The 22,765-nt window shown below is 66.6% G+C and carries 22 protein-coding genes; 13 read left to right on the top strand and 9 right to left on the bottom strand.

Annotation, left to right across the window (positions count from 1 at the left end):
- Window positions 1-136: 136 nt before the first annotated feature.
- Window positions 137-1,714 carry a chromosomal replication initiator protein DnaA gene (dnaA, locus tag KVT39_RS33230; RefSeq protein WP_217591044.1) on the bottom strand — a complete coding sequence of 526 codons (1,578 nt, stop codon included), beginning with the start codon at window positions 1,712-1,714 and terminating at the stop codon, window positions 137-139.
- 421 nt (window positions 1,715-2,135) lie between these two features.
- Here dnaA and rpmH point away from each other — a divergent pair, with 421 nt between their 5' ends.
- The 4 genes from rpmH (at window position 2,136) to yidC (ending at window position 4,765) form a co-directional block, all read left to right on the top strand.
- Entirely contained in the window at window positions 2,136-2,270 is a 135-nt protein-coding gene (gene rpmH / locus KVT39_RS33225; protein WP_004198824.1) for a 50S ribosomal protein L34, read from the top strand.
- A gap of 15 nt (window positions 2,271-2,285) precedes the next feature.
- Entirely contained in the window at window positions 2,286-2,747 is a 462-nt protein-coding gene (gene rnpA, locus KVT39_RS33220) for a ribonuclease P protein component (RefSeq protein ID WP_021157986.1), read from the top strand.
- 75 nt (window positions 2,748-2,822) lie between these two features.
- Window positions 2,823-3,089, top strand: coding sequence for a membrane protein insertion efficiency factor YidD (gene yidD, locus KVT39_RS33215; RefSeq protein ID WP_009694594.1), 267 nt, complete (start codon window positions 2,823-2,825; stop codon window positions 3,087-3,089).
- A gap of 8 nt (window positions 3,090-3,097) precedes the next feature.
- Window positions 3,098-4,765: a membrane protein insertase YidC gene (gene yidC, locus KVT39_RS33210; protein WP_217591043.1), complete on the top strand. Its 1,668-nt coding sequence runs from the start codon at window positions 3,098-3,100 to the stop codon at window positions 4,763-4,765.
- Between the two features lie 125 nt (window positions 4,766-4,890).
- Here yidC and KVT39_RS33205 read toward each other — a convergent pair whose 3' ends face one another.
- Window positions 4,891-5,325, bottom strand: coding sequence for a transcriptional regulator (locus KVT39_RS33205; protein WP_034179397.1), 435 nt, complete (start codon window positions 5,323-5,325; stop codon window positions 4,891-4,893).
- Window positions 5,326-5,663: 338 nt separating this feature from the next.
- On the opposite strand from KVT39_RS33205, the gene mnmE reads away from it, so the two are divergent.
- Window positions 5,664-7,058 (top strand): tRNA uridine-5-carboxymethylaminomethyl(34) synthesis GTPase MnmE, encoded by a 1,395-nt coding sequence (gene mnmE / locus KVT39_RS33200; RefSeq protein WP_034179396.1) that lies wholly within the window; start codon window positions 5,664-5,666, stop codon window positions 7,056-7,058.
- 205 nt (window positions 7,059-7,263) lie between these two features.
- Here the strand turns inward: mnmE and KVT39_RS38555 are convergent, their stop codons facing one another.
- The 4 genes from KVT39_RS38555 to KVT39_RS33185 all read right to left on the bottom strand — a co-directional run bounded on the left by KVT39_RS38555 (window position 7,264) and on the right by KVT39_RS33185 (window position 9,540).
- The gene (locus KVT39_RS38555) at window positions 7,264-7,386 is read right to left on the bottom strand and encodes a hypothetical protein (protein WP_256260617.1); all 123 of its coding nucleotides are present in this window, start codon (window positions 7,384-7,386) and stop codon (window positions 7,264-7,266) included.
- A gap of 151 nt (window positions 7,387-7,537) precedes the next feature.
- Window positions 7,538-8,896 carry a sensor domain-containing diguanylate cyclase gene (locus KVT39_RS33195; RefSeq protein ID WP_105389483.1) on the bottom strand — a complete coding sequence of 453 codons (1,359 nt, stop codon included), beginning with the start codon at window positions 8,894-8,896 and terminating at the stop codon, window positions 7,538-7,540.
- Window positions 8,897-9,006: 110 nt separating this feature from the next.
- The gene (locus KVT39_RS33190) at window positions 9,007-9,255 is read right to left on the bottom strand and encodes a DUF2795 domain-containing protein (protein WP_034179394.1); all 249 of its coding nucleotides are present in this window, start codon (window positions 9,253-9,255) and stop codon (window positions 9,007-9,009) included.
- A 114-nt stretch (window positions 9,256-9,369) separates the two neighbouring features.
- Complete coding sequence (locus tag KVT39_RS33185) at window positions 9,370-9,540, bottom strand: hypothetical protein (protein WP_034179470.1); 171 nt, start codon at window positions 9,538-9,540, stop codon at window positions 9,370-9,372.
- 151 nt (window positions 9,541-9,691) lie between these two features.
- On the opposite strand from KVT39_RS33185, the gene speG reads away from it, so the two are divergent.
- The 3 genes from speG to KVT39_RS33170 all read left to right on the top strand — a co-directional run bounded on the left by speG (window position 9,692) and on the right by KVT39_RS33170 (window position 11,819).
- Complete coding sequence (speG, locus tag KVT39_RS33180; protein ID WP_034179469.1) at window positions 9,692-10,234, top strand: spermidine N1-acetyltransferase; 543 nt, start codon at window positions 9,692-9,694, stop codon at window positions 10,232-10,234.
- A gap of 492 nt (window positions 10,235-10,726) precedes the next feature.
- Complete coding sequence (gene sap1, locus KVT39_RS33175; protein WP_034179393.1) at window positions 10,727-11,074, top strand: surface attachment protein Sap1; 348 nt, start codon at window positions 10,727-10,729, stop codon at window positions 11,072-11,074.
- Between the two features lie 190 nt (window positions 11,075-11,264).
- A complete protein-coding gene (locus tag KVT39_RS33170) occupies window positions 11,265-11,819 on the top strand; it encodes a YaeQ family protein (RefSeq protein WP_031401498.1) in 555 nt (184 codons plus the stop codon).
- Between the two features lie 21 nt (window positions 11,820-11,840).
- Here the strand turns inward: KVT39_RS33170 and KVT39_RS33165 are convergent, their stop codons facing one another.
- Window positions 11,841-12,254, bottom strand: coding sequence for a VOC family protein (locus KVT39_RS33165; protein ID WP_034179392.1), 414 nt, complete (start codon window positions 12,252-12,254; stop codon window positions 11,841-11,843).
- Window positions 12,255-12,685: 431 nt separating this feature from the next.
- Here KVT39_RS33165 and ada point away from each other — a divergent pair, with 431 nt between their 5' ends.
- The 3 genes from ada to gshA all read left to right on the top strand — a co-directional run bounded on the left by ada (window position 12,686) and on the right by gshA (window position 16,812).
- Window positions 12,686-13,777 carry a bifunctional DNA-binding transcriptional regulator/O6-methylguanine-DNA methyltransferase Ada gene (ada, locus tag KVT39_RS33160; protein WP_217591042.1) on the top strand — a complete coding sequence of 364 codons (1,092 nt, stop codon included), beginning with the start codon at window positions 12,686-12,688 and terminating at the stop codon, window positions 13,775-13,777.
- Window positions 13,774-14,733, top strand: coding sequence for an AlkA N-terminal domain-containing protein (locus tag KVT39_RS33155; protein WP_217591041.1), 960 nt, complete (start codon window positions 13,774-13,776; stop codon window positions 14,731-14,733). The genes ada and KVT39_RS33155 overlap by 4 nt, the downstream gene beginning before the upstream one ends.
- A 465-nt stretch (window positions 14,734-15,198) precedes the next feature.
- Window positions 15,199-16,812 (top strand): glutamate--cysteine ligase, encoded by a 1,614-nt coding sequence (gene gshA, locus KVT39_RS33150; protein ID WP_034179389.1) that lies wholly within the window; start codon window positions 15,199-15,201, stop codon window positions 16,810-16,812.
- A gap of 104 nt (window positions 16,813-16,916) precedes the next feature.
- Here gshA and KVT39_RS33145 read toward each other — a convergent pair whose 3' ends face one another.
- Window positions 16,917-17,228, bottom strand: a complete 312-nt coding sequence (locus tag KVT39_RS33145; protein WP_175749061.1) for a DUF4148 domain-containing protein — start codon at window positions 17,226-17,228, stop codon at window positions 16,917-16,919.
- A gap of 438 nt (window positions 17,229-17,666) precedes the next feature.
- Between KVT39_RS33145 and KVT39_RS33140 the strand changes: the two genes are divergently transcribed.
- Window positions 17,667-19,307, top strand: a complete 1,641-nt coding sequence (locus tag KVT39_RS33140) for an L-lactate permease (protein WP_217591040.1) — start codon at window positions 17,667-17,669, stop codon at window positions 19,305-19,307.
- Between the two features lie 99 nt (window positions 19,308-19,406).
- Here the strand turns inward: KVT39_RS33140 and KVT39_RS33135 are convergent, their stop codons facing one another.
- Window positions 19,407-20,306 carry a LysR family transcriptional regulator gene (locus KVT39_RS33135; protein WP_217591039.1) on the bottom strand — a complete coding sequence of 300 codons (900 nt, stop codon included), beginning with the start codon at window positions 20,304-20,306 and terminating at the stop codon, window positions 19,407-19,409.
- Window positions 20,307-20,537: 231 nt separating this feature from the next.
- On the opposite strand from KVT39_RS33135, the gene KVT39_RS33130 reads away from it, so the two are divergent.
- The gene (locus tag KVT39_RS33130) at window positions 20,538-22,709 is read left to right on the top strand and encodes a phosphocholine-specific phospholipase C (RefSeq protein ID WP_217591038.1); all 2,172 of its coding nucleotides are present in this window, start codon (window positions 20,538-20,540) and stop codon (window positions 22,707-22,709) included.
- Window positions 22,710-22,765: the final 56 nt, after the last annotated feature.

Raw genomic sequence — 22,765 nt, 5'->3', positions numbered from 1 at the left:
AGCAGCCACGCAGCGCCCCGCCGGCCGGGCTCTTGGCCCGCCACCGCCGGGGCGGTCAAACCAGTATTGTGCCTCAAAACCGAACCGCCCCCCTTAAATTGGGGCGGAGGCCGAATTATCAAGCGCGCCCGCGCGCTCAGCCCTTCAGCGTCTGTTCCAGCACGTGCAGCTCGTGGTTGAGCTGCGCGTCCTTGCTGCGCTCGTCGGCGATCTTGCGCACGGCGTGCAGCACGGTGGTGTGATCGCGCCCGCCGAACAGCTCGCCGATTTCCGGCAGGCTCTTCTGCGTGAGTTCCTTCGCCAGGTACATCGCGATCTGCCGCGGCCGCGCGATGTTCGCCGGACGCTTCTTCGAATACATGTCGGCGACCTTGATGTTGTAGAAGTCGGCGACGGTCTTCTGGATGTTCTCGACCGAAATCTGCCGGTTCTGCACGGTCAGCAGGTCCTTCAGCGCTTCCTTGGTCAGCTCGATCGAGATCTCGCGGCCGTGGAACTTCGAATACGCGAGGATCTTGCGCAGCGCGCCTTCGAGTTCGCGGACGTTCGAGCGCAGGTGCTTCGCGACGAAGAACGCGACGTCTTCCGACAGGTTCACGCCTTCCGACTGCGCCTTGCGCATCAGGATCGCGACGCGCATTTCCAGCTCGGGCGGCTCGATCGCGACGGTGAGGCCCGAGTCGAAGCGCGAGATCAGGCGATCGTCGATCCCCGAGATCTCCTTCGGATACGTGTCGCTGGTGATGATCACCTGCGCCTTGTTCGCAACCAGTGCCTCGAACGCGTAGAAGAATTCCTCTTGCGTGCGTGACTTGCCGGAGAAGAACTGGATATCGTCGATCAGCAGCAGGTCGAGCGAGTGGTAGTAGCGCTTGAAATCGTCGAACGCCTTGCGCTGGTACGCCTTCACCACGTCCGACACGTATTGCTCGGCGTGGATGTAGCGGATCCGCGCGCCGGCCTTGTCGAGCAGCAGCTGGTTGCCGATCGCGTGGATCAGGTGGGTCTTGCCGAGGCCGACGCCGCCGTACAGGAACAGCGGGTTGTACGAGATGCCGGGGTTGTCCGCGACTTGGATCGCGGCGGCGCGCGCGAGCTGGTTCGCCTTGCCGGTCACGAAGTTGTCGAACGTGAGCACGGGGTTCAGCTTCGAGCGCTCGTACATCGAATCGGCTTCGCCGCCGTTGGCGGGCGCGGCGCCGGGGCCCGGGCGCCACGTGCGGCGGCCGGCGGCCGCTTCGTGCGCGGGCAGGCTCGGCAGGTCGATGTCGGCGTCGTCGGCGTTCAGGTGGTGCGCGGCGGCGGCCGATTGCGTCATCGGCACGTCGGCCGGCGCGGCGGGCGCCGCCGCGGCATGCGCGGTCAGGTTGGCGGCGATCGCGGCCACCGTGGCGGCCGGGCCGCTCGGCTGCAGCGGCGCGCGCGGGGTGGCCGACGCGGCGCCCGTAGCGGCGCTGCGCATGCCGGCCTTCGGATCGAGGACGAACTGGACTTCGATCGGCGCGTTCCAGAAATCCCGGGCCAGATCGGAAATCCGGCCCGAAAACTGGCTCTTGACCCAGTCCAGCTTGAAGCGGTTCGGCGCGGCGATGGACAGCGTGTTCGCCGACGCATCGAAGGCCACCGGGGCCAAGGGTTTGATCCACGTCACGTACTGCTGGGGCGTCAGCTCGCGCTCCAGCAGTGCGGAACAGTGTTGCCAGAAATCGTTCATCAAGTAGCTGTCGTTTTTTGCATGCACAGCGCGGCTCGCCGGCGCCCTTGTCGCGATGGCGCAACAAGGCCCGAAGCGGTCGTGCGAGCGTGCCTCGGACGCCTGCGTCACAGTCGTGCAGAGGCAGGCGGGAGCCGAAGCGGCGTGCGGGATTCTTGGAGATAAGGCGAGATTCTAACGCCAAACGCGGCCACAGCGGGACTTATCCACAGGCTGTGATTGTGGGTCGCGGGGCCGGATCGGCGCGGGCCGGCACAGGCGCGTGACTCGTAAAGTATTGACCGTCAAGAGAAAAACGGTTTAAATAGCGGGTTCCGCGAAAACCAATCCTGTATTCCCGGCGATTGCGTTCGCCCGAATGCCTCCGGTTAAGGGCACGCGGTCCCCTGAATTTCGACATTCTCGAACAAGTGAGAACATCATGAAACGTACTTACCAACCGTCCGTGACGCGCCGCAAGCGCACCCATGGCTTCCGTGTCCGCATGAAGACGGCAGGTGGCCGCAAGGTCATCAACGCTCGCCGCGCGAAGGGCCGCAAGCGCCTCGCCATCTAAGGCAGGTTGCGCGCTGTGTCCGCCGTCCGCAGTCCTGCGGAAGGTGCCGTCGAGCCGGGTGCGAATCCGTCGCAGACGAAAGCCGCCTTCCCGAAAGCTGCGCGACTTCTGAAAACGGATGAATTTTCATCCGTTTTTCGTTTGCGCCCCTGGCGGCGTTCCGCGCACTTCGTGATTTACGGCAAGCCGACCGGTCAGCCCGCGCGTCTGGGGCTCGTCGTCGGCAAGAAGTATGCGCCGCGTGCAGTCACGCGTAATCTCGTGAAGCGGCTGGCGCGCGACGCGTTTCGCTTGCGCCGGGCCGAATTCGCCGGTTACGACCTGCTGCTGCGGCAGCACACGCGCTTCGACAAGAAAGCGCTGCCGAGCGCGGCTTCCGCCCCGCTCGCGGCGATGTGTGCGGCCGAAATCCGCGAGCTGCTCGACAGGGCAGTCCGGGAAATCGCCCGCCGTGCGTCGAAGCCCGCGTCCGAGTGACGCATCCGTGCCCGGTGCGGCGTTCGCGCCTGCCCGGCCGGTTTTGACGCGGCGCCGAACGGCGCCGCCCAAGGTATGGAAACGGTCTTGATCGCGTTGCTGCGCTTCTACAAGGTTGCCGTGAGCCCCCTGCTCGGCAACCGTTGCCGTTTTTATCCTTCCTGTTCGGATTACGCGCGCGAGGCAATCCAGTATCATGGCGCCGCGCGCGGCACGTATCTCGCCGTCAGGCGCGTGTGCCGATGCCATCCGTTTTCCGCGGGCGGCATCGACCTCGTCCCGCCGCCCAACTCCGACACTCGCGCTCGCGGCGAAGCCGACGCGCGGTCCCATCGACTCTGAGACAACGCATGGATATCAAACGCACCGTCCTATGGGTGATCTTCTTCATGTCAGCTGTCATGCTGTACGACAACTGGCAGCGTTCCCATGGACGCCCGTCGATGTTCTTCCCGAGCGCCACGCAGACGGCCCCCGCGGCCGCGGCCGGCGGCGCATCGGGCACGGGCGCGACGACGACGACCGCAGGTGAAGTGCCTGCCGCCGCAGCCGGCACCGCACCGTCGACGACGGCACCGGCCGCCCAGGCGCAGCTCGTGAAGTTCTCGACCGACGTGTACGACGGCGAAATCGACACGCGCGGCGGCACGCTCGCGAAGCTGACGCTGAAGAAGCAGGGCGACGGCAAGCAGCCCGACCTGTACATCACGCTGTTCGACCACACGGCCGGCCACACGTATCTCGCGCGCTCGGGCCTGCTCGGCGGCGACTTCCCGAACCACAACGACGTCTACACGCAGCTGAACGCCGGCTCGACGTCGCTGACGGGCGACCAGAACACGCTGAAGCTGTCGTTCGAATCGCCGGTGAAGGGCGGCGTGAAGGTCATCAAGACCTACACGTTCACGCGCGGCAGCTACGTGATCGGCGTCGACACCAAGATCGACAACGTCGGCACGGCGCCTGTCACGCCGACGGTCTACATGGAACTCGTCCGCGACAACACGGCCGTCGAAACGCCGATGTTCTCGCACACGTTCCTCGGGCCGGCGGTCTACACGGACGCAAAGCACTTCCAGAAGATCGACTTCAGCGACCTCGACAAGAACAAGGCGAACTTCGAGAAGTCCGCCGACAACGGCTGGGTCGCGATGGTGCAGCACTACTTCGCGTCGGCATGGATTCCGCAGTCGGGCGTGAAGCGCGACATCTACGCTGAAAAGATCGATCCGGCGCTGTACCGCGTCGGCGTGAAGCAGCCGGTCGCCGCGATCGCGCCGGGCCAGTCGGCCGACGTGCAGGCACGCCTGTTCGCCGGTCCGGAAGAAGAGCGCATGCTCGAAGGCATCGCGCCGGGCCTGGAACTCGTGAAGGACTACGGCTGGGTGACGATCATCGCGAAGCCGCTGTTCTGGCTGCTCGAGAAGATCCACGGCTACGTCGGCAACTGGGGCTGGGCGATCGTGCTGCTGACGGTGCTGATCAAGGCCGTGTTCTTCCCGCTGTCGGCCGCGAGCTACAAGTCGATGGCGCGCATGAAGGAAATCACGCCGCGCATGCAGGCGCTGCGCGAACGCTTCAAGAGCGATCCGCAGAAGATGAACTCGGCGCTGATGGAGCTGTACAAGACCGAGAAGGTCAATCCGTTCGGCGGCTGCCTGCCGGTCGTGATCCAGATCCCGGTGTTCATCTCGCTGTACTGGGTGCTGCTCGCGTCGGTCGAAATGCGCGGCGCGCCGTGGATTCTGTGGATTCACGACCTGTCGCAGCGCGATCCGTTCTTCATCCTGCCGGTGCTGATGGCCGTGTCGATGTTCGTGCAGACGAGCCTGAACCCGACGCCGCCGGACCCCGTCCAGGCGAAGATGATGAAGTTCATGCCGATCGCGTTCTCGGTCATGTTCTTCTTCTTCCCGGCCGGCCTCGTGCTGTACTACGTCGTGAACAACGTGCTGTCGATCGCGCAGCAGTACTACATCACGCGCAAGCTCGGCGGGGTCAAGAAGAAACCGGCCTGACGCCCGTCGCACCCGCGGGCGGCGAGCCGCCCGCGATGCACGAAAAAAAGCCGCATGGTTCGCCCATGCGGCTTTTTTGCTTCTCGGCGGCGGCGCGCGGTGTGCGATGCGCGTGCCGTTCCCGGTCAGGATTTCTTCGCTTCGATTTTCGGTTCGCCGTAGAACTGCTCGACCAGTTCCTGAACGAGGTAGCGATGATGCGGAGACAGTGCCTCGATCTTCGACGCGAGTTCGATCGTTTCCGGCGTCGGCGGATAGCGTTCGTCGCGCGGCAGCGGTTGCGGTGTCGGGTGTTCGATCACGCTCGGCGACGGCCCGTAATGCAGCCAGTGCAGTTCGACGCGCAGCCATTCGGCGAGCGTTGCGAGTTTGTCCGACGTCGGAATCGTGCGGCCCGTCAGCCACTTGTGCGCGGTTTGCGGCGAAACGGGATGCGTTCCGCGGTGGCGCAGATTGAACTTGTTCGCAAGCTCCGTCGCGCCGGTGACCTTCTCCGGACTGCGCCGCAGGGCGAATTTCAGGCGTTCCGAGAACGCGGCTTTTTCTTCGGATGTCGGCATGGGGGAGATTGTGCAATTCCACCGACGTCTTTCAGACAACCGTATGGGATAAACATATCTTGTTTGGACTAATCCCGGACTTGCGCAGGATGAGCAGCGGAATTGAGGGACGCAGTGTCAGGCCCCTCCGGTAGGCATACGCGTCCGAAACGGTGGCTGTGTCATCGTGCTGGACTGATACTCGACTTATCCCTGGTGGGATAAATTCGGGCGAGTCCGAATTCCGCGTGGCGTCCGGTGGCGGGTGTGCGGGCACGCTACAATGCCGGCGTTCCGTTGCCCGAACTGTTGCGCGGGCGCACCACTCATTGCCTGATCACCCGATTCATCCGATTCCCATGCTCGCTACCGATTCCGATCCGATCGTCGCCATCGCCACTGCTGCCGGCCGGGGCGGCATCGGCGTCGTCCGCGTGTCGTTCGGGCGCGGCGGCGAGGCGGCCGCGCTGCCGCTGATCGACGCGTTGTGCGGGCAGAAGCTTGCGCCGCGCCATGCGAGCTACGTGCCGTTCCTGGATGAGCACGGCGCGCCGCTCGACCGCGGGATCGCGCTGTATTTCCCGGCGCCGCATTCGTACACCGGCGAGCACGTGCTCGAACTGCAGGGGCATGGCGGGCCGATCGTGATGCAACTGCTGCTGCAGCGCTGCCTGGATGCGGGGCGCGGCTTCGGGCTGCGGCTCGCGGAGCCGGGCGAGTTCACGCGGCGCGCGTTCCTGAACGACAAGCTCGACCTCGCGCAGGCCGAGGCGGTTGCCGACTTGATCGAGGCAAGCACGGAGGCCGCCGCGCGTTCGGCCGGGCGTTCGCTCGATGGCGCGTTCTCGCGGCAGATCCATGCGCTCGTCGAAGACGTGATCACGCTGCGAATGCTGGTCGAGGCGACGCTCGATTTTCCGGAAGAGGAAATCGACTTCCTGGAGGCCGCCGATGCACGCGGCAAGCTCGCGAAGATCCGTGCGCAGCTCGCGCACGTGCTTGGCGATGCGCGGCAGGGTGCGCTGTTGCGCGAGGGGCTGTCGGTCGTGCTTGCCGGGCAGCCGAACGTCGGCAAGTCGTCGCTGCTGAACGCGCTGGCCGGCGCGGAGCTGGCGATCGTCACGCCGATCGCGGGCACGACGCGCGACAAGGTCGCGCAGACGATCCAGGTCGAAGGGATTCCGCTGCACATCATCGATACGGCCGGGTTGCGCGAGACGGAGGATGAAGTCGAGCGGATCGGGATTGCGCGCACGTGGAGCGAGATCGAGCGCGCGGACGTCGTGCTGCATCTGCTCGATTCGCGCACGGGGCTGACGCCGGATGACGAGACGATCGCCGCGCGGTTTCCGGGCGGCGTGCCGGTGGTGCGCGTGTTGAACAAGACGGATCTGACCGGCGTGCCGGCTTGTGTCGAGCATCCTGCCGCGGAAGGCGATCTGACCGAGGTGCATCTGTCGGCGAAGCGCGGTGACGGGATCGATATGCTGCGTGCGGAGCTGCTGCGGATCGCGGGGTGGCAGGCGGGGGCAGAAGGCGTGTATCTCGCACGCGAGCGGCATCTGATCGCGCTGCGAGCGGCGCAGGAGCATCTGGCACAGGCGGCGGATCATGCGGAGCAAAGGGCGCAGTCGCTCGATCTGTTCGCAGAGGAGCTGAGGCTCGCGCAGGAACAGCTCAATGCGATTACCGGGGAGTTCACTTCCGATGATCTGCTGGGGGTGATTTTCAGCAGGTTTTGTATCGGGAAATAACGGGCAATCGGCGCAGGTATTTCAATGCCCGTCGCCGATAGTCACCGTGCTTCCAATCCTTATAGCGGGAAGCGCACAGTCTGCCGACGTCGAATCGAATGCATGCATTCGATTCGAATCGTGCGTCAGAGGCATTGCGTCGACGTATTGCGCGGCCGACATTCATCCGAGACCCGGGGCGTGATGCAACGCGTGGCTGGCGTCATCAATCCCAATGCCGATGATGATGGTAATACCCGCCACCACCGTAATACCCACCGTCAGGCACCACGATACAGCCGCTCAGCAACACGGCGACGCCGGCAATCAGCAAAAGGGTTTTCTTCATGGCGCTCACCTGCTCGGGTTCGATATGAAACCGAGCATATCGAGCGCCCGCAACACGGGCTGTAAGCATTGGTATCCCCGCTCCGCATTGCGTAACGGCGCATTATTCCGGTCAAAATGACCGTAACAAATGCCCCAAACAGCAGACGTATTCAGGCAACGACGACCCTGTTTCGCCCCGCATCCTTCGCAAGATACAGCGCGGCGTCGGCGGCTTCGATCAACGCGTCGGGCGTCGACAGATCGTCGGCCGACACGGTCGCGCAACCGACGCTGACGCTCACGCGCCCCGCCGGCGAAGCAGGCATCGCGAGATCGAGCCGCAACACGGCTTCGCGCGCCTCTTCCGCAACGACCCGCGCACCGCGCGCACCCGTATTCGGCAACACGATCGCGAATTCCTCGCCGCCGTAACGCGCGACGATATCCGCGGGCCGCCTCACCGCGCCGGCCAGCGCATTCGCGACCGCGATCAGGCACGCATCGCCCTTCACGTGACCGAACGCGTCGTTGTAGGCCTTGAAGCGATCGACGTCGACCATCAGCAGCGACAGCGGTTCGCCTTGGCGCCGCGCCTGCAGGAACAGCGTGTGGAAATGATCGTTGAAGTGGCTGCGATTGAACGCGCCAGTCAGCCCGTCGCGCGCGGATGAGCGGATCAGCATCGCATGCGCCTCGAACAACTGCTGGTACAGCATCGTCACTTCCCATGCGAGCACGCACACGAGCACGCCGGGCGTGAACATGCTGAACACGCGCGCGACATACCAGCCGACCGTGAAGCGGTTCGTGGTCAGCAGGTTCAGCGTCGTGTCGGTGAGGCACGCGAGCACCGCGATCGCGAGCCACAGGTCGAGCGTCGTGCGCAGCCGGCCGGTGGCCAGCACGGCCACGAGCGCAAGCGCATTGAGTATCCACACGACGAGCGCGACGCCGTTGAAGGGCAGCACGGCCGCGTCGCCGGGCGGATGGAACGCGGGCGGCAGCGACACGTTCAGCGCGAGCGCGCACAGCAGCGCGGCCGCGATGGCCGGCCCGCCGACGAGCGCGATCGTCCACCGGCGCGTCTGCTTCGCGCTGACCGGTGCGCGCGTCAGCCGCTCGCGCGCGAGCAGCGCGGCCATCACGAAGCACGGGAAGCCCGCATGCCAAAAGATCCACATCCACGCGGCGCTTTGCGGGCGCGCACCGAGCAGGCCATGCGGCGCGAATACGCCGGGAAAGGTGAGCAACTGCAGCGCGACCGCGAGCGCGGTGAACGCATAGGCGCCGCCGAGCGCGCCGAGCACGGGCTGGCGCGTCACGGTGAACTGCGCACCGAGGAAAAACGCGGCGATGCTCGCGGTCGTGAACACGGTGAGCGCGCACATCGGCATGAACGGCTCGATGGCCGGCAGCGTGACGTTCGCGTGCGGCGCGGCGATTCCGAGTGCGAGCAGGATGACGAGCGCCGTCAGCGCGCCGAACCAGAGCTGACGACGCGTCGTGTGCTGGATCAGGATGCCTTCCATGGAGTCCCCCGGACACGCGTGCGCAAACGCCCGGTCTTGCGCCGGGCGGCGCGCATCCCGGCCGCGGCGCGACCGGTGCGGCCCGATCCTATCGCGTTATTGGCGCGCGCTCAAATGCCGAGCCCCGGGCCGAAGTTGCCGGCGACCCAGTGCGTGACGGCGTCGACGTCCGCGTAGTCCTGTTCGGGCAGGCCGTCGAGCATCGACAGCACCTCGTTGCTGGCGCCGGCGTCGCGCGCGGCATCGACGATCGCATCCTTGTTCGCCGGGTAGCGGACGGCCGCCAGCACGTCGGCGATCTGCAGGTCGATCGTTTCGTTGGGAATATCGTGCGGAGGGAGGGCGGGCTTGTCGTTCACGTCGGCGTCTCGCGGGTTGGGCGGGAATCGGATCGAAGCGGAAAAGGGCGCGTCGCGCGTTGCCCGGCCCGGGGCTGCCCGGCCGGCGCGCGCCGCGGATGGACGGCGATCGGCTCAATGCCCGCGTCGCACGCGGCGCCACGGATGCTTCCAGTCGATGTGCGGGGCGTTTTCGTCGCGCGGATGCTGGCGCCGATGTTCCTGCCAAAGTTCGTCGGAAAACAGCGCCGTGACGATCACGAGCGGCAGCACGAGAAAAATACCGAGTATGACTTGCTCGATCACGATAGCCTCCTTGCGGTGGCAGGAACCCTTGCTCACATTCTAGGCTCTGAACTTCGCTCGCGTTCAACTTCTTACAGTGCGGAACGGGCCCGAACGCGGCTGCGCCGCGCGGGCGTTCCGCACGTGCGCCGGCATCAAAAAGGACATGAACATGCAACTCCAGAACGATACCAACACGCTTGCGCTGCGGCCGCTGGAGCGCCAGGACCTGCGCTTCGTCCACGAGTTGAACAACGACGCGAAGATCATGCGCTACTGGTTCGAGGAGCCGTACGAAACCTTCTCGGAACTGTCGCAACTGTACGACCGCCACGTGCACGACCAGCGCGAGCGCCGTTTCGTCGCGGTCGATGCGCAAGGCGAACTGGTCGGTCTCGTCGAATTGATCGAGCTCGACTACATCCATCGCCGCGGCGAGTTCCAGATCATCATCGCGCCGCAATGCCAGGGGCGCGGCTATGCAGGCCAGGCGACGCGCCTCGCGATCAAGTACGCATTCAACGTACTGAACATGCGCAAGCTGTACCTGATCGTCGATACGACGAATGCGGCGGCGATTCACGTGTACGAAAAATGCGGGTTCCAGCACGAGGCCGAATTGAAGGAAGAATTTTTCGGCAACGGTGCGTATCACAATGCTTATCGCATGTGCATCTTCCAGCGCGATTATTTCGAGCGGCAGCAATCGGCCTGAATAAAGCAGGGTAAACACGCTGACGAAAGACGCCCGCGGCATGGCCTCCGCGGGCGCAGGATGCATGCGGGGGGAACACAGGTAAATACGGACGCGCTTATACCTGGCATTTTTCTTGTATCAGGTAAATGCGATTTCGCGCTGCGGTAAAGTCGGATCGTTTCGAATGACTTTATGTGCGGCGCATCAAAATGATCCGGATATCGAAATGGATTATCCAAACCGTTCAATCGCCGCATTGTAACTTTGCTGAAAGTCTTGCCGGGTAACGTTTTCCGCCCGGCGCCACGGGCCTGTCCACCGCGCGGCAGGCGTGGTCCCGCACGGAAAACGGGCTGCGCACGGGGTGCGACAATCCGCCGCTATTGCGGTCGCACAACAAATGTGCTTGCTATCGCTTGCCGGTCTTCTAAAGTGAAAAACGCGGGTTCACGATCACCTTTAAACACATAGCTAACCCAAGCCTGGTGCCCGCAAGCCTGGAGACAAAAAATGATGAAGCGTACCGGTATCCTTTTTGCCCTCGTCGGCGCATTTTGCGCAGTGTCGATTGCCCAGGCCGGCGGCGATTCGGCCGTCAAGCCGAAGCAGGAAATCCAGCTGACGAAGAATGCCTGGGGCTGCCTGTCGAAAGACAATCTGGATTCCGTACTGAATCACGAGCGCGACGGCAAGTCGCAGGCGAAGCAGCAGTACTTCGACGACTACCGCTGCCTGTCGGTGCCGGAAGGCCAGCGCTTCCGCGTGGTGTCGGTCGACCAGGGCGACGTGCAGTTCGTCAGCGCAGACAACAGCGACCAGCAGGGTCTCTGGGCCGATTCGCGCTTCGTCAAGCAATAACCGCACAGTCGCTGCGCAGTCGTACGACGCGCGAGCGCGCCGGCCCGCTCGGCCGGCGGCGCGAACCGAACACGGCCCGGTGCATGCCGGGCCGTTGCGCTGTGAGGGCGCACATGACACGCGCCGGACGGCGCGCATTCGGTATCATCACGGCCCGACCGAACCGAATGCCCGCCCGGGCCGCATCCGCATGGCGCTGAAATCCACGATCTACAAAGCCGAACTGCAAATTGCCGACATGGATCGGCATTACTACGCCGATCACGCGCTGACGGTGGCGCGCCATCCGTCGGAAACCGACGACCGGATGATGGTGCGCATCGTCGCGTTCGCACTGTTCGCGCACGAGCGGCTCGAATTCTGCAAGGGGCTGTCGGACGTCGACGAGCCCGATCTGTGGCAGAAGGACCTGACGGGCGCGATCGACGTGTGGATCGAGGCCGGCCAGCCCGACGAACGGCGCATCTCGAAAGCGGCCGGCCGCGCCGGGCAGGTCACGGTGATCGCGTACGGCGGCAAGACGTCGGATATCTGGTGGCAGGGCGTGCGCAGCAAGGTCGAGCGGCTGCGCAACGTGCAGGTGCTTTCGCTCGCCGACGGCGTCGCGGCCGCGCTCGGGCAGCTCGCGGAGCGCACGATGCGCCTGCAGTGCACGGTGCAGGACGGCGCGGCGTGGATCTCGAGCGCGGACCACGATCCGGTCGCGGTCGAATGGACGGTGCTGAAGGCGCGCGCGGGCGCGTGACGGCCCGCGCACCGGCCGTGCTCAGCCGATCGCGGCCGGCGGCCCCTTGAATTCCAGCATGTTGCCTTCGGGATCGAACAGGTAGATCGACGGCCCGTAGCCGCCGGCGCCGTAGCGCTCCGCGGGAGCGCCCGGCCGCGCGCCATGCGCGGCGAAATGCGCGATCAGCGCATCGGGGTCGAACGGCTCGACGCGCAGGCACAGGTGATCGAGGTTGCGTCCCGTGCCGGGCGGGCCGCTGTCGGGACGGTCGATCGGGCCGCCGACCGACAGCAGGTCGATCAGCGCATCGCCGGCGCGCAACTGCACGAGGCCCAGATCGGGCTGTTCCTTCTCCACGTGGCAGCCGACGGCGTCGCAGTAAAAGCGCGTCATCGCCGCCATGTCGGTCACGCGCAGCACGATGTGATCGATCGCGCGGATGGTGGGTTTCATAAGCCGATACTCCTTCGCAGTCGACGAGCATCGAGTGTAGACGTATCGCGCCTGCGCCGCCGGCCGGAACGCGGCACAATCGACAGACGAAAAAAAGCCCGTTCACGCAGAGCGGAACGGGCTTAATCCATATCAGGAGGAGACATGGAGGAGACAGTTCCAACTATACACACGGCGATGGTGCGACGCAATATTCAGAGTGCAAAAAAACGTCAGGACGGCGATTTGTCGCATCCGCACTGCAACAAATCGATGACGAGACGATGACGAAAACCGCGCCGGATCAGCCGGAGCGGGCGTGTTGTCCGATTTATTTCGGGGTGATCCGCCCCCGGTTCGCCGGCGCGAATCACAGAGCAAGATTCAGGGCGCGACGGCACGTGCCGATGTCTAGAGTAGGCACCATCTACACTAGAGAGTGCGAGGTTCAGATGAAAACCGCCTATCCGACCGACGATGCCCGCTGGGGTGCCGTGACCGAGCGCGATCCGCATGCGGACGGCGCGTTCTTCTATGCCGTGAGCACGACCGGCGTGTTCTGCCGCCCGACCTGCGCGTCGCGGCTGCCGCGCCGCGAGCATGTGTCCTTCTTCGCCGATCCTGCGGCCGCGCGTGCGGCCGGCTTCCGGCCCTGCAAGCGCTGCCAGCCGGAAGGGCTGCCGCGCGAGCTCGAGATCGTCAACCGCGCGTGCGCGGTGCTCGATGCGCATGCCGAGCGGCTCACGCTTCAGCAGCTGAGCGATGCCGTGCACGTGAGCCCGTTCCACCTTCAGCGGCTCTTCAAGCGCGTGGTCGGCGTGTCGCCGCGGCAGTACCAGGCCGCGCAGCGCGGCGCCGCGCTGCGGCAGGCGCTGCAAAGCGGGCAGCCGGTCACGCGGGCGGCCGTCGATGCGGGCTTCAACTCGCCGTCGCGGCTCTATGCGTCGGTGCCGCGCGAGCTCGGGATGGCGCCGTCCGCGTTCCGTCGCCAGGGCGCCGGCCTGCGGATCGGCTATGCGACCGCGTCGACGTCGCTCGGCACGGTGCTCGTCGCCGCGACCGAACAGGGCATCTGCCGGATCGCGTTCGGCGACGAACCGGCGTTGCTGGTCGGCGAGCTGAAGGACGCGTTCGCGCGCGCCGAACTGGTCGAATCGTCCGCGCGGCTCGCGCCGTTCGTCACGCAGATCCGCGCGTACCTGGACGGCACACGGCACGCATTCGACCTGCCGCTCGACATCGCACCGACCGCGTTCCAGCAGCGCGTGTGGGAAGCGCTGACGCATATTCCGTACGGCGAAACGCGCAGCTACTCGGAGATCGCCGAGGCGCTCGGCTCGCCGCGCGCGGTGCGTGCCGTGGCGTCCGCGTGTGCGTCGAACCCGGTCGCGCTCGCGATCCCGTGCCACCGTGTCGTGCAGAAGGGCGGCGCGCTCGCCGGGTATCGCTGGGGCGTGCGCCGCAAGGCGACGCTGCTCGCGGCCGAGGCGCGTCATGCGCACGACGATGAAAACGAAGCCGTGACGGAGGGAAGTGCAGTTTGAGCATCGCGAAAACAACGATCACGTCAACCGTGAACGGCGGCCATGTGCCGCCGTCCGCGCAGATGGAACTGCGCTTCAACGCGCCCTACGACTGGGCGCGCGTGCTGCGCTTCTTCAGCGGGCGCGCGATTCCGGGTGTCGAGCAGGTCGCGGACGGCGTGTATCGCCGCATCGTCGACCTGCATGGCGACTCGGGCCGGCTCACCGTCACGAAACATCCGCGCAAGCATTGCCTGATCGCGACCGTTGAAGGGGCGGTCGCGCGTCATGTCGACGATGCATTCGCCGCGCGCGTCGCGACGATGTTCGACCTCGGCGCCGATCCGGCTGCGATCGGCGGCGGGCTCGCGCGCGATCCGTGGTTCGCGCCGCTCGTCGAGGCCGCGCCGGGGCTGCGCGTGCCGGGCGCGTGGTCGGGGTTCGAGCTGGCCGTGCGCGCGATCGTCGGCCAGCAGGTGAGCGTGAAAGCTGCGACGACGATCGTCGGCCGGCTCGTCGAACGGGCCGGCGAGCGCGTGGTGCATATCGACGATGGCGCGCCCGCATGGCGTTTCCCGACGCCCGATGCGCTGGCCGCGTGCGATCTCGACAAGATCGGGATGCCCGGCAAGCGCGTGGCGGCACTGACGGGCGTGGCGCGCGCGGTGGCGGCCGGCGACGTGCCGGTCGATCGCGCGCATGCCGATCTCGCGACGCTGCGCGGCGCGTGGCTCGATCTGCCCGGCATCGGCCCGTGGACCGTCGAATACATCGCGATGCGCGCGTGGCGCGACCCGGACGCGTGGCCGGCATCCGATCTCGTGCTGATGCAGTCGATCGCCGCGCGCGATCCGTCGCTCGACCGGCTGGCGAGCCAGAAGCGCCGCACCGAAGGCTGGCGGCCGTGGCGCGCGTACGCGGCGCTGCATTTGTGGAACGAAGTGGCCGACCGGGCGGGCGGCGCGCGCGGCGGGTGATGGCGGCGGCCCGAGTCGGGTGCGACCGGACGAGGCTGCGATGCAACCCGTTGCGCAAGCCGTGTCGCCGTTCGTCGGCTGCTGGCCGCCACGACGATTCGGCGAATCCGGCGCCTGCCGGACGCCGGGCGCGCAACGCGCGCGTATGCCTCTTTCCTCTGTCAGTTCGGCAGCACGGTTGCACCTGCCGCCGCCTGTCCGCGCTTCACGATCCATCGGACGAATTCACGTGACCGACGTGCCGATCGACGCCGCATGAAACCGGTAACACACGCCGCGACAGCCGCGATCGGCCCGTCCGGCGGCCCGCTCCGGCGGCCCGCTCCGGCCCGCGAGCCATGCCCGCGACCACCTCAAGCGCGTGTTCCGGCGAGATGTTAAAGTGCCCGCTACCAACGAAGCGACCAACAATCCAGCCGGCCGCGCGCGGCGTTCTGCGCGCGGCCGTCACGCACTTGCGTCTCCATGTCGAACACCATGACTCACCGCCAGTCCGAACTGCTGCTGAATCGCCTCGAAGCACTGAGCTCGGGCCCGACGCGGCAGCATCTGCCCGACGGCCTGCGCGGCATCGAAAAGGAAAGCCTGCGCGTGACGCGCGACGGGATGATCGCGTTCACGCCGCATCCGCGCGCGCTCGGTTCGGCACTCACGCACCCGGCGCTGACGACCGACTACTCCGAAGCGCTGATCGAGCTGATCACGCCCGCGGAACGCGACGCCGCGATCACGCTCGAACGCCTCGACGAGCTGCATCGCTACGTCTATGCATCGCTCGGCGACGAGATGCTGTGGAACGACTCGATGCCGGGCCTGCTGCCGGCCGACGACCAGATTCCGATCGCCAACTACGGCACGTCGAACATCGGCCGCCTGAAGACGGTGTACCGGCGCGGCCTCGCGTATCGCTACGGCCGCACGATGCAGTGCATCGCCGGCATCCACTACAACTACTCGCTGCACGAGGAAGTGTGGCGGCGCCTGCATGCGGAAGAAGGGTCGACGGCCACGCTCGTCGATTACCAGTCGGAGCGCTATCTCGCGCAGATTCGCAACTTCCGCCGCCGCAGCTGGCTGCTGATGTACCTGTTCGGCGCGTCGCCCGCGCTCGACACGAAGTTCCTGCGCGGCAAGCCGCACAAGCTCGACACGTTCGACGCCGATACGCTGTACCAGCCGTATGCGACCAGCCTGCGGATGAGCGATCTCGGCTACTCGAACACGACGGCCCAGGCCGCGCTGCACGTCGACTACAACACGCTGCCCGGCTATCTCGACGCGCTGTCGAAGGCCGTCAGCGAGCCGTATCCGGCATACGAGGCGATCGGCACGCATCGCGACGGCGAGTGGATCCAGATCAACACGAACGTGCTGCAGATCGAGAACGAGTTCTACTCGACGATCCGGCCGAAGCGCGTCACGTATTCGGGCGAACGCCCGCTGCATGCGCTCGCATCGCGCGGCGTGCAGTACATCGAGGTGCGCTGCCTCGACATCGATCCGTTCGAGCCGACCGGCATCGCGCTGGAGACCGCGCGCTTCATCGACGCGTTCCTGCTCGCATGCGCGCTCGACGACAGCGCGCCGCTCGACTGCGACGCGTACAAGGAAGCGAACGCGAACTTCGGCAGCGTGACGATGGAAGGCCGCAAGCCGGGGCTCACGCTGTCGCGCGACGGGCAGCCGATCACGCTGCAGGCGTGGGCGGACGACCTGATGGCCGATATCGAAACCGTCGGCCGCCGTCTCGACGAAATCCGCGGCGGCGACGAGCATGCGCGCGCGATCGCCGCGCAGCGCGAGAAGCTCGCCGATCCGGAGCGCACGCCGTCGGCGCGCGTGCTGCGCACGATGCGCGAGAATGGACAGTCGTTCCTCGCGTTCGCGCTGGCGCAGAGCGAAGCGCATGCCGCGTATTTCCGCGCGCATCCGCCGTCGGCGGACACGCTGCGCACCGAGCAGGCGCTCGCCGCGAAGTCGCTGGCCGAGCAGGCCGAGCTCGAAGCGAAGGAGGCCGGATCGTTCGACGCGTTCGTCGCGGCCTATCGCGCGTATACGCTGAACCGCTTCAGCGTCTGAGGATCGCGCAGCGCGGCCGCGCGCGTTGGCGTGCGGGCCGCGTGCGTGTCGGTCGGTGCTGGTCGTGCCGCGCCGTTACCCGTTCGATCCGGTTCGGTCGGCAATCAGTGATGCGCGTACGTGCCGCGATCGATCGTATGCGGCAGCGCCGGCTTGCCCGATTCCACGTTCGCCCGGCCACCGTTGCCGTAACTCGCATCGTCGCCGCGTGCCTGCGCGGCGCGCCGCATGATCGCCTGCATGTTCTCCGGAAAGTCGGGACTGCTCGCGAGGCTCGTCCGGTAGCCGGCGGCCTCCAGTTCCGCGAGTTCCTGGCGGACCTCCGCGCGCGTCAGCGTCGATGCGGCCTGCGCGTGGGTGGCGAAGGCCGCGCCGATCAGCAGGAATGCGCATGCCGCGTGTTTCATCGTCTTCATCGTGTTCACTCCGTGAGGTTCCGGTGCCGCGCCGTCGTCGGCGCGGGCGGAATCGATGCGGCCAGTCTAGGCTTCGGACGCCAAACGAAACATCCCGCCGGCCGGTAGTCTCCTTTGTCGCGCGCGCAACATTGCGCAGGTGATGACGTCGCGCACGCCGGTGGGCCGTTCGCGACAGGTTTCCTGTCGGGTGCGACAGCGGCCCGCCAACTGCCGGCCATCGTGCGGCGGATGTCCGTATCGGGTCGCTGCATTTTCGGGCTTGTCCCCCTTGTACAAGCGCCGTACGCCTCCTAACCTTTTTTAAGCGACCGATCGGTTGGCCGTGCAACGTCGTTGCGTGCACAAGTGCCCGATCGTTGTCGCGAGTGCAGAACGTCGCTTTGCACCGAATCCGGGGGCGCTGACGCGCCAACCCGGGTCGCCTTTGGAGACACGATGAATCCCACCGACGCCCTACCGCCCGGCATCGTCTTCGCGCAGCCGCTGACGCCGGTCGCCAACTCGCTGTTCCTGTCCTTCCTCGTCGCCGTGATTCCGATCGCGGTCGCGCTGATCGCGCTCGGCGTGCTGCGCCGCCCCGCGTGGCAGGCGTCGCTCGCCGGGCTCGTTACCGGCCTCGCGGTCGCGATCGGCGCGTGGGGCATGCCGGCCGGGCTCGCGTTCAACGCGGTCGGCGCGGGCATGGCGCTCGCGGTCGTGCCCGTGATGTGGATCGTCTTCAACGCGCTGCTGCTGTACAACATCGCGGTGAAATCGGGCCGCTTCGACCAGTTCCGGCAGTGGATGCTCGACAACCTGCCCGACGACCGCCGCCTCGTGCTGCTCGTCGTCGCGTTCTCGTTCGGCTGCCTGCTCGAAGGGATCTCCGGATTCGGCACGCCGGTCGCGATCACGAGCGCGCTGTTGATCGCACTCGGCTTCCCCGCGCTCGAAGCGCTCACCTATACGCTGCTGTTCAACACGGCACCGGTCGCGTTCGGCGCGCTCGGCGTGCCGATCACCGTGCTCGGCGCGGTCACGTCGCTGCCGCCCGCGACGCTCGCGCAGATGGTCGGCCGCCAGCTGCCGTTCTTCGCGCTGCTGCTGCCGTTCTATGTGGTCGGCGCGTATGGCGGGCTGCGTTCGATCAGGCAGCTGTGGCCCGCGCTGCTCGTGTCGGGCGCCAGCTTCGCGCTCGCGCAGTTCGTCACGTCGAACTTCCTCGGCTACCAGCTCACCGACGTGCTGTCGTCGCTCACGTCGCTGATCGTCACGATCGGCTTCCTGCAGGTGTGGAAGCCGCAGCCCGATCCGCAATACGCGCTCGCGCGCAGCGTGCCCGCGGCAGCCGGCGCCGCGCGCGCGGGCTTCGGCGGCTGGCTGCCGTGGCTCGTCGTGTCGGTGGTCGTGATCGTGTGGGTGCACGCGAACGTCGCGGCGATCGGCGACGTGAAGATCAAGTGGCCGGGCCTGCACAACGCGGTGTTCGTGTCGCTGTACCACAAGCCGTATGCGGCGATCTGGGATTTCCAGCCGCTCGGCACGGGCACCGCGATCCTGCTCTCGGCGATCGTCACGGCCGCGCTGACGCGCACCGGCGTCGGTGCGTTCCTCGAATGCGTGGTCAAGACCTGGCGGCAGACATGGATCGCGATCGTCACGGTGATGATGATCGTCGGGCTCGCGTACCTGCTGAACTACTCGGGGATCAGCTACACGCTCGGCACCGGCGTCGCGTCGACGGGCGCGCTGTTCCCGCTGGTGTCAGCGTCGCTCGGCTGGATCGCCGTGTTCCTGTCCGGCAGCGACACGTCGGGCAATGCGCTGTTCGGCAACCTGCAGGTCGTCGCCGCGAGGCAGCTCGGCCTCGATCCGGTGCTGATGGCCGCGACCAACTCGTCGGGCGGCGTGATGGGCAAGATGATCTCGCCGCAGAACATCGCGACGGGCGTGTCGACGACGGACCTGAAGGGGCAGGAAGGCGTCGTGTTCGCGCGCACCTTCTGGCACAGCGTGATCCTCACGCTGCTGCTCGGCGTGCTCGTGTTCCTGCAGCAGCACGTGTTCACGTGGATGATTCCGGCGCTGCCGAAGTGACGCGTGGCCGGACGCGAGAAGGAAGGCACGAGGAAATAACGAGGGAAGGCGCGACGAAAGGCGCCAGAAAATGCGCGAAAGCGGCGAACGCGCGGCGACTCAGCGCGCGTTCGCCCGCCGCGTCGTGTCGCGCGGTGCGTGCTCCGCCGGCAGGATGCAGGCGAGGAACGCGTCGATCGCCGGGCTCTGGCGGCGCGCCTTCAGGTAGTACACGTATTCGTCGATCGTCGTGTCGATGCCGCGCAGCGCGATCACGCGCAGGTCCGGATGGCGCTCGGCCTCGCCGAGCGGAAACAGGCTGCCGCCCACGCCATGCAGGATCGCCTCGCGGATCGCTTCGCGGCTGCCGATCTCGGCGACCGACGCAGCCGCGACGCCGGCCGTCGCGAGGATCGTCTCCGTGCAGCGGCGCGTGACCGAGCCTTCCTCGCGCATCAGCAGCCGCACGTCGGCGAGCTGCGCCGGGTCGATCGCGTCGAAACGCGCGAGCGGATGGTTGCGATGCACGACGAGCACGAGCGGATCGGTCGAGATCACCTTGCGTTCGAGGCCGTCGGCGTCGTTGGGCTGCGACGAGACGGCGAGATCGATGCGGAATTCCTGCAGCGCCTGCAGGATTTCCTCGGAGTTGCCGATCCGGCACGTGAGCGCGATCGACGGATGCGCGTTCGAGAAGCGGCCGACCGCATCCATGATGTAGTACGGGCCCGTCGCGCCGATCCGCAGGTGGCCTTCGAACAGGCCGCCGACGTTGCGCAGCATGATGTCGGCCTGCGCCTCGAGCGCGATCATCTTCTCGACGAGCGGCAGCAGCTCGATGCCCGTCTCGGTGACTTCGAGCTTGCGGCCGCTGCGGTAGAACAGCTCGACGCCGTACACCTGCTCGACCTGCCGGATCTGCGCGGCAATCGTCGGCTGGCTCACGCCCAGGTGGCGCGCGGCGCGCGTGATGCTGCCCTGCCGGACGGTCGCGTGGAACGCCTTCAGCTGATCGAACACGACTCGGCTTCTCCCCCCTCTTCATCGCGCGTCAGCGTAGCGCATGCGTGTGTCGGCCGCATGAAAGGCGCGTCGTATGCCACTTCGAAAAAAAGCTGGGGGTAACCGCAAGAAACCTGCTGGAACCGGTCACGGCCGGGACATGCCGGTGCGGGGTAATAACGGCAACGCACCGACCGCCGGCCCCGCTCGACCGGCGACCCCACTCCTACCGAAAACAGGGTCTTCTTCATGTCCTCGAACAATCGACGCGATTTCCTGCGCCTCGCCGCGCAGTCGGCCGGCGCGATGGCCGCCTACGCGGGCTTCCCGCCCGCGATCCGCAATGCGCTGGCGATGCCGGCCGCCTATCGCACCGGCACGATCCGCGACGTCGAACACGTCGTGATCTTCATGCAGGAAAACCGCTCGTTCGACCATTACTTCGGCGGCCTGCGCGGCGTGCGCGGCTTCAACGACCCGCGACCGCACCTGCTGCCGAGCGGCGCACCGGTGTGGCAGCAGCCGCCGGCGTCGGTATTCACGAAGAACTACCATTCGCGCGGCCTCGATCCGTCGGCGCCGTACGTGCTGCCGTTCTACCTCGACCCGAAGCAGACGACCGAATTCCAGCCGGGCACCAACCACGGCTGGAGCAGCGGCCACCTCGCCTGGAACAACGGCCAGTGGGACCAATGGGTGAACCAGAAGCAGGACGTGCTGACGATGGGCTACCTGAAGCGCCAGGATCTCACGTACCACTACGCATTGGCCGACGCGTTCACGATCTGCGATTCGTATTTCTGCTCCGCGCATGCCGACACGGCGCCGAACCGCATCTACCTGTGGACCGGCACGGTCGACCCGCGCAACATCTACGGCAACCCGCCGAACGGCCCGGGCATCGGCGAGCGCGACGACGTGAACGGCTACACGTGGACGACCTACGCCGAGCGCCTCGAGAACGCGAAGATCAGCTGGAAGGTGTACCAGGGCGGCACGGGCATCCCGGGCGACCCGACCGACAACTACACCGACAACTCGCTGATGTTCTTCAAGCGCTTCCAGGTGAAGGAAGGCGCGAGCGGCCCGCTGGTCGACAAGGGTGCGTCGGACCACACGCTCGCCGAGCTGAAGGCCGACGTGCAGGCGAACCGGCTGCCGCAGGTGTCGTGGATCGTGTCGCCGTACAAGTACAGCGAGCACCCGCAGGCGTCGCCGACCGACGGCGCGTTCTACATCAACATGGTGCTCGAGGCGCTGACGTCGAATCCCGAAGTGTGGGCGAAGACGGTGTTCATCCTCAACTACGACGAGAACGACGGGCTGTTCGACCACGTCGTGCCGCCGGTGCCGCCGGTGACGAGCGGCGTGGGCGGGCAGGGCATCGTGTCGTCGAACCTGCTGTCGAACCTCGGCGACGAGCTGCTCGACCTGAACAAGTACCCGGGCGAGATGAGCCCGCTCGTGCCGGGTGCCGACCCGGGCGGCATCCAGCCGATCGGCCTCGGGCCGCGCGTACCGCTGATCATCATCTCGCCGTGGACGAAGGGCGGCTGGGTCTGCTCGGAGACGTTCGACCATACATCGGTGCTGCGTTTTCTCGAAGCGCGCTTCGGCGTGAAGGAGCCGAACATCAGCGCATGGCGCCGGTCGATCTGCGGCGACCTCACGTCGGCATTCGATTTCTCCGCGCGCCCCGACACGCGCACCGTGAGCTTCACGGTGCCGCAGCACATCGCGACGGCCGGCCACGCGTACCAGGTGCCCGCGCAGCAGTCGATGCCGGTGCAGGAGCCCGGCACGCGTCCCGCGCGTGCGCTGCCGTACGAGCTGTTCGTGCACAGCCGCGTGAGCGGGCACGACGACAGCGTGTCGCTCGACTTCGCGAACTCCGGCGACGCGGGCGCGGCGTTCTACGTGTACGACCGCCGCAACCCGGCGACACCGCCGCGTCGTTATGCGGTGTCCGCGCACGACCGCTTCGTCGATACGTGGAGCACGTCGGCCGCGCACGGCGAGTACCATCTCGCCGCATACGGCCCGAACGGCTATCTGTGCGAGTTCCAGGGCAACACGCGGCTGGCCGCGGACGGCCGCCACGCGAACCCCGAAGCGAAGATCGGCTACGACGTGCGCAACCGCCACGTGTACCTGCAACTGCGCAACAGCGGGCGCGCGACGTGCCGCGTGACGGTCGACAACGCGTACAGCCATGCGCATGCGCGTACCTACACGCTGGAGCCGGGCGAGCGCGTCGAGGATCACTTCGAGCTGTCGTCGAGCCACGGCTGGTACGATCTGACGATCACCGCGACGACGCTGCGCGGTGGCGACGACAAGGTCGTGCGCCGCTTCGCGGGCCACGTCGAAACGGGCCGGCCGAGCCACAGCGATCCGGGGCCGGTGAAGCACACGGCCTGACGGCCGGCACACGTCGCGCGGTTCGGGCAAGCTTCGCCCGCCGTGCGACGGCCGCC

The organism is Burkholderia sp. GbtcB21 (assembly GCF_019091065.1).
GTDB classification, from domain to species: domain Bacteria; phylum Pseudomonadota; class Gammaproteobacteria; order Burkholderiales; family Burkholderiaceae; genus Burkholderia; species Burkholderia pyrrocinia_C.
Note: the sequence above shows the minus strand (reverse complement) of the source record. Positions and strands in the feature narration are given on the sequence as shown.

Bases quoted from the DNA above. Each gene is read 5' to 3' on its own strand.
- dnaA (WP_217591044.1), bottom strand. From the start codon at position 1,714: ATGAACGATTTCTGGCAACACTGTTCCGCACTGCTGGAGCGCGAGCTG.
- rpmH (WP_004198824.1), top strand. From the start codon at position 2,136: ATGAAACGTACTTACCAACCGTCCGTGACGCGCCGCAAGCGCACCCAT.
- yidD (WP_009694594.1), top strand. From the start codon at position 2,823: ATGGAAACGGTCTTGATCGCGTTGCTGCGCTTCTACAAGGTTGCCGTG.
- yidC (WP_217591043.1), top strand. From the start codon at position 3,098: ATGGATATCAAACGCACCGTCCTATGGGTGATCTTCTTCATGTCAGCT.
- KVT39_RS33205 (WP_034179397.1), bottom strand. From the start codon at position 5,325: ATGCCGACATCCGAAGAAAAAGCCGCGTTCTCGGAACGCCTGAAATTC.
- mnmE (WP_034179396.1), top strand. From the start codon at position 5,664: ATGCTCGCTACCGATTCCGATCCGATCGTCGCCATCGCCACTGCTGCC.
- KVT39_RS38555 (WP_256260617.1), bottom strand. From the start codon at position 7,386: ATGAAGAAAACCCTTTTGCTGATTGCCGGCGTCGCCGTGTTGCTGAGC.
- KVT39_RS33195 (WP_105389483.1), bottom strand. From the start codon at position 8,896: ATGGAAGGCATCCTGATCCAGCACACGACGCGTCGTCAGCTCTGGTTC.
- speG (WP_034179469.1), top strand. From the start codon at position 9,692: ATGCAACTCCAGAACGATACCAACACGCTTGCGCTGCGGCCGCTGGAG.
- sap1 (WP_034179393.1), top strand. From the start codon at position 10,727: ATGATGAAGCGTACCGGTATCCTTTTTGCCCTCGTCGGCGCATTTTGC.
- KVT39_RS33170 (WP_031401498.1), top strand. From the start codon at position 11,265: ATGGCGCTGAAATCCACGATCTACAAAGCCGAACTGCAAATTGCCGAC.
- KVT39_RS33165 (WP_034179392.1), bottom strand. From the start codon at position 12,254: ATGAAACCCACCATCCGCGCGATCGATCACATCGTGCTGCGCGTGACC.
- ada (WP_217591042.1), top strand. From the start codon at position 12,686: ATGAAAACCGCCTATCCGACCGACGATGCCCGCTGGGGTGCCGTGACC.
- gshA (WP_034179389.1), top strand. From the start codon at position 15,199: ATGTCGAACACCATGACTCACCGCCAGTCCGAACTGCTGCTGAATCGC.
- KVT39_RS33145 (WP_175749061.1), bottom strand. From the start codon at position 17,228: ATGAAGACGATGAAACACGCGGCATGCGCATTCCTGCTGATCGGCGCG.
- KVT39_RS33140 (WP_217591040.1), top strand. From the start codon at position 17,667: ATGAATCCCACCGACGCCCTACCGCCCGGCATCGTCTTCGCGCAGCCG.
- KVT39_RS33130 (WP_217591038.1), top strand. From the start codon at position 20,538: ATGTCCTCGAACAATCGACGCGATTTCCTGCGCCTCGCCGCGCAGTCG.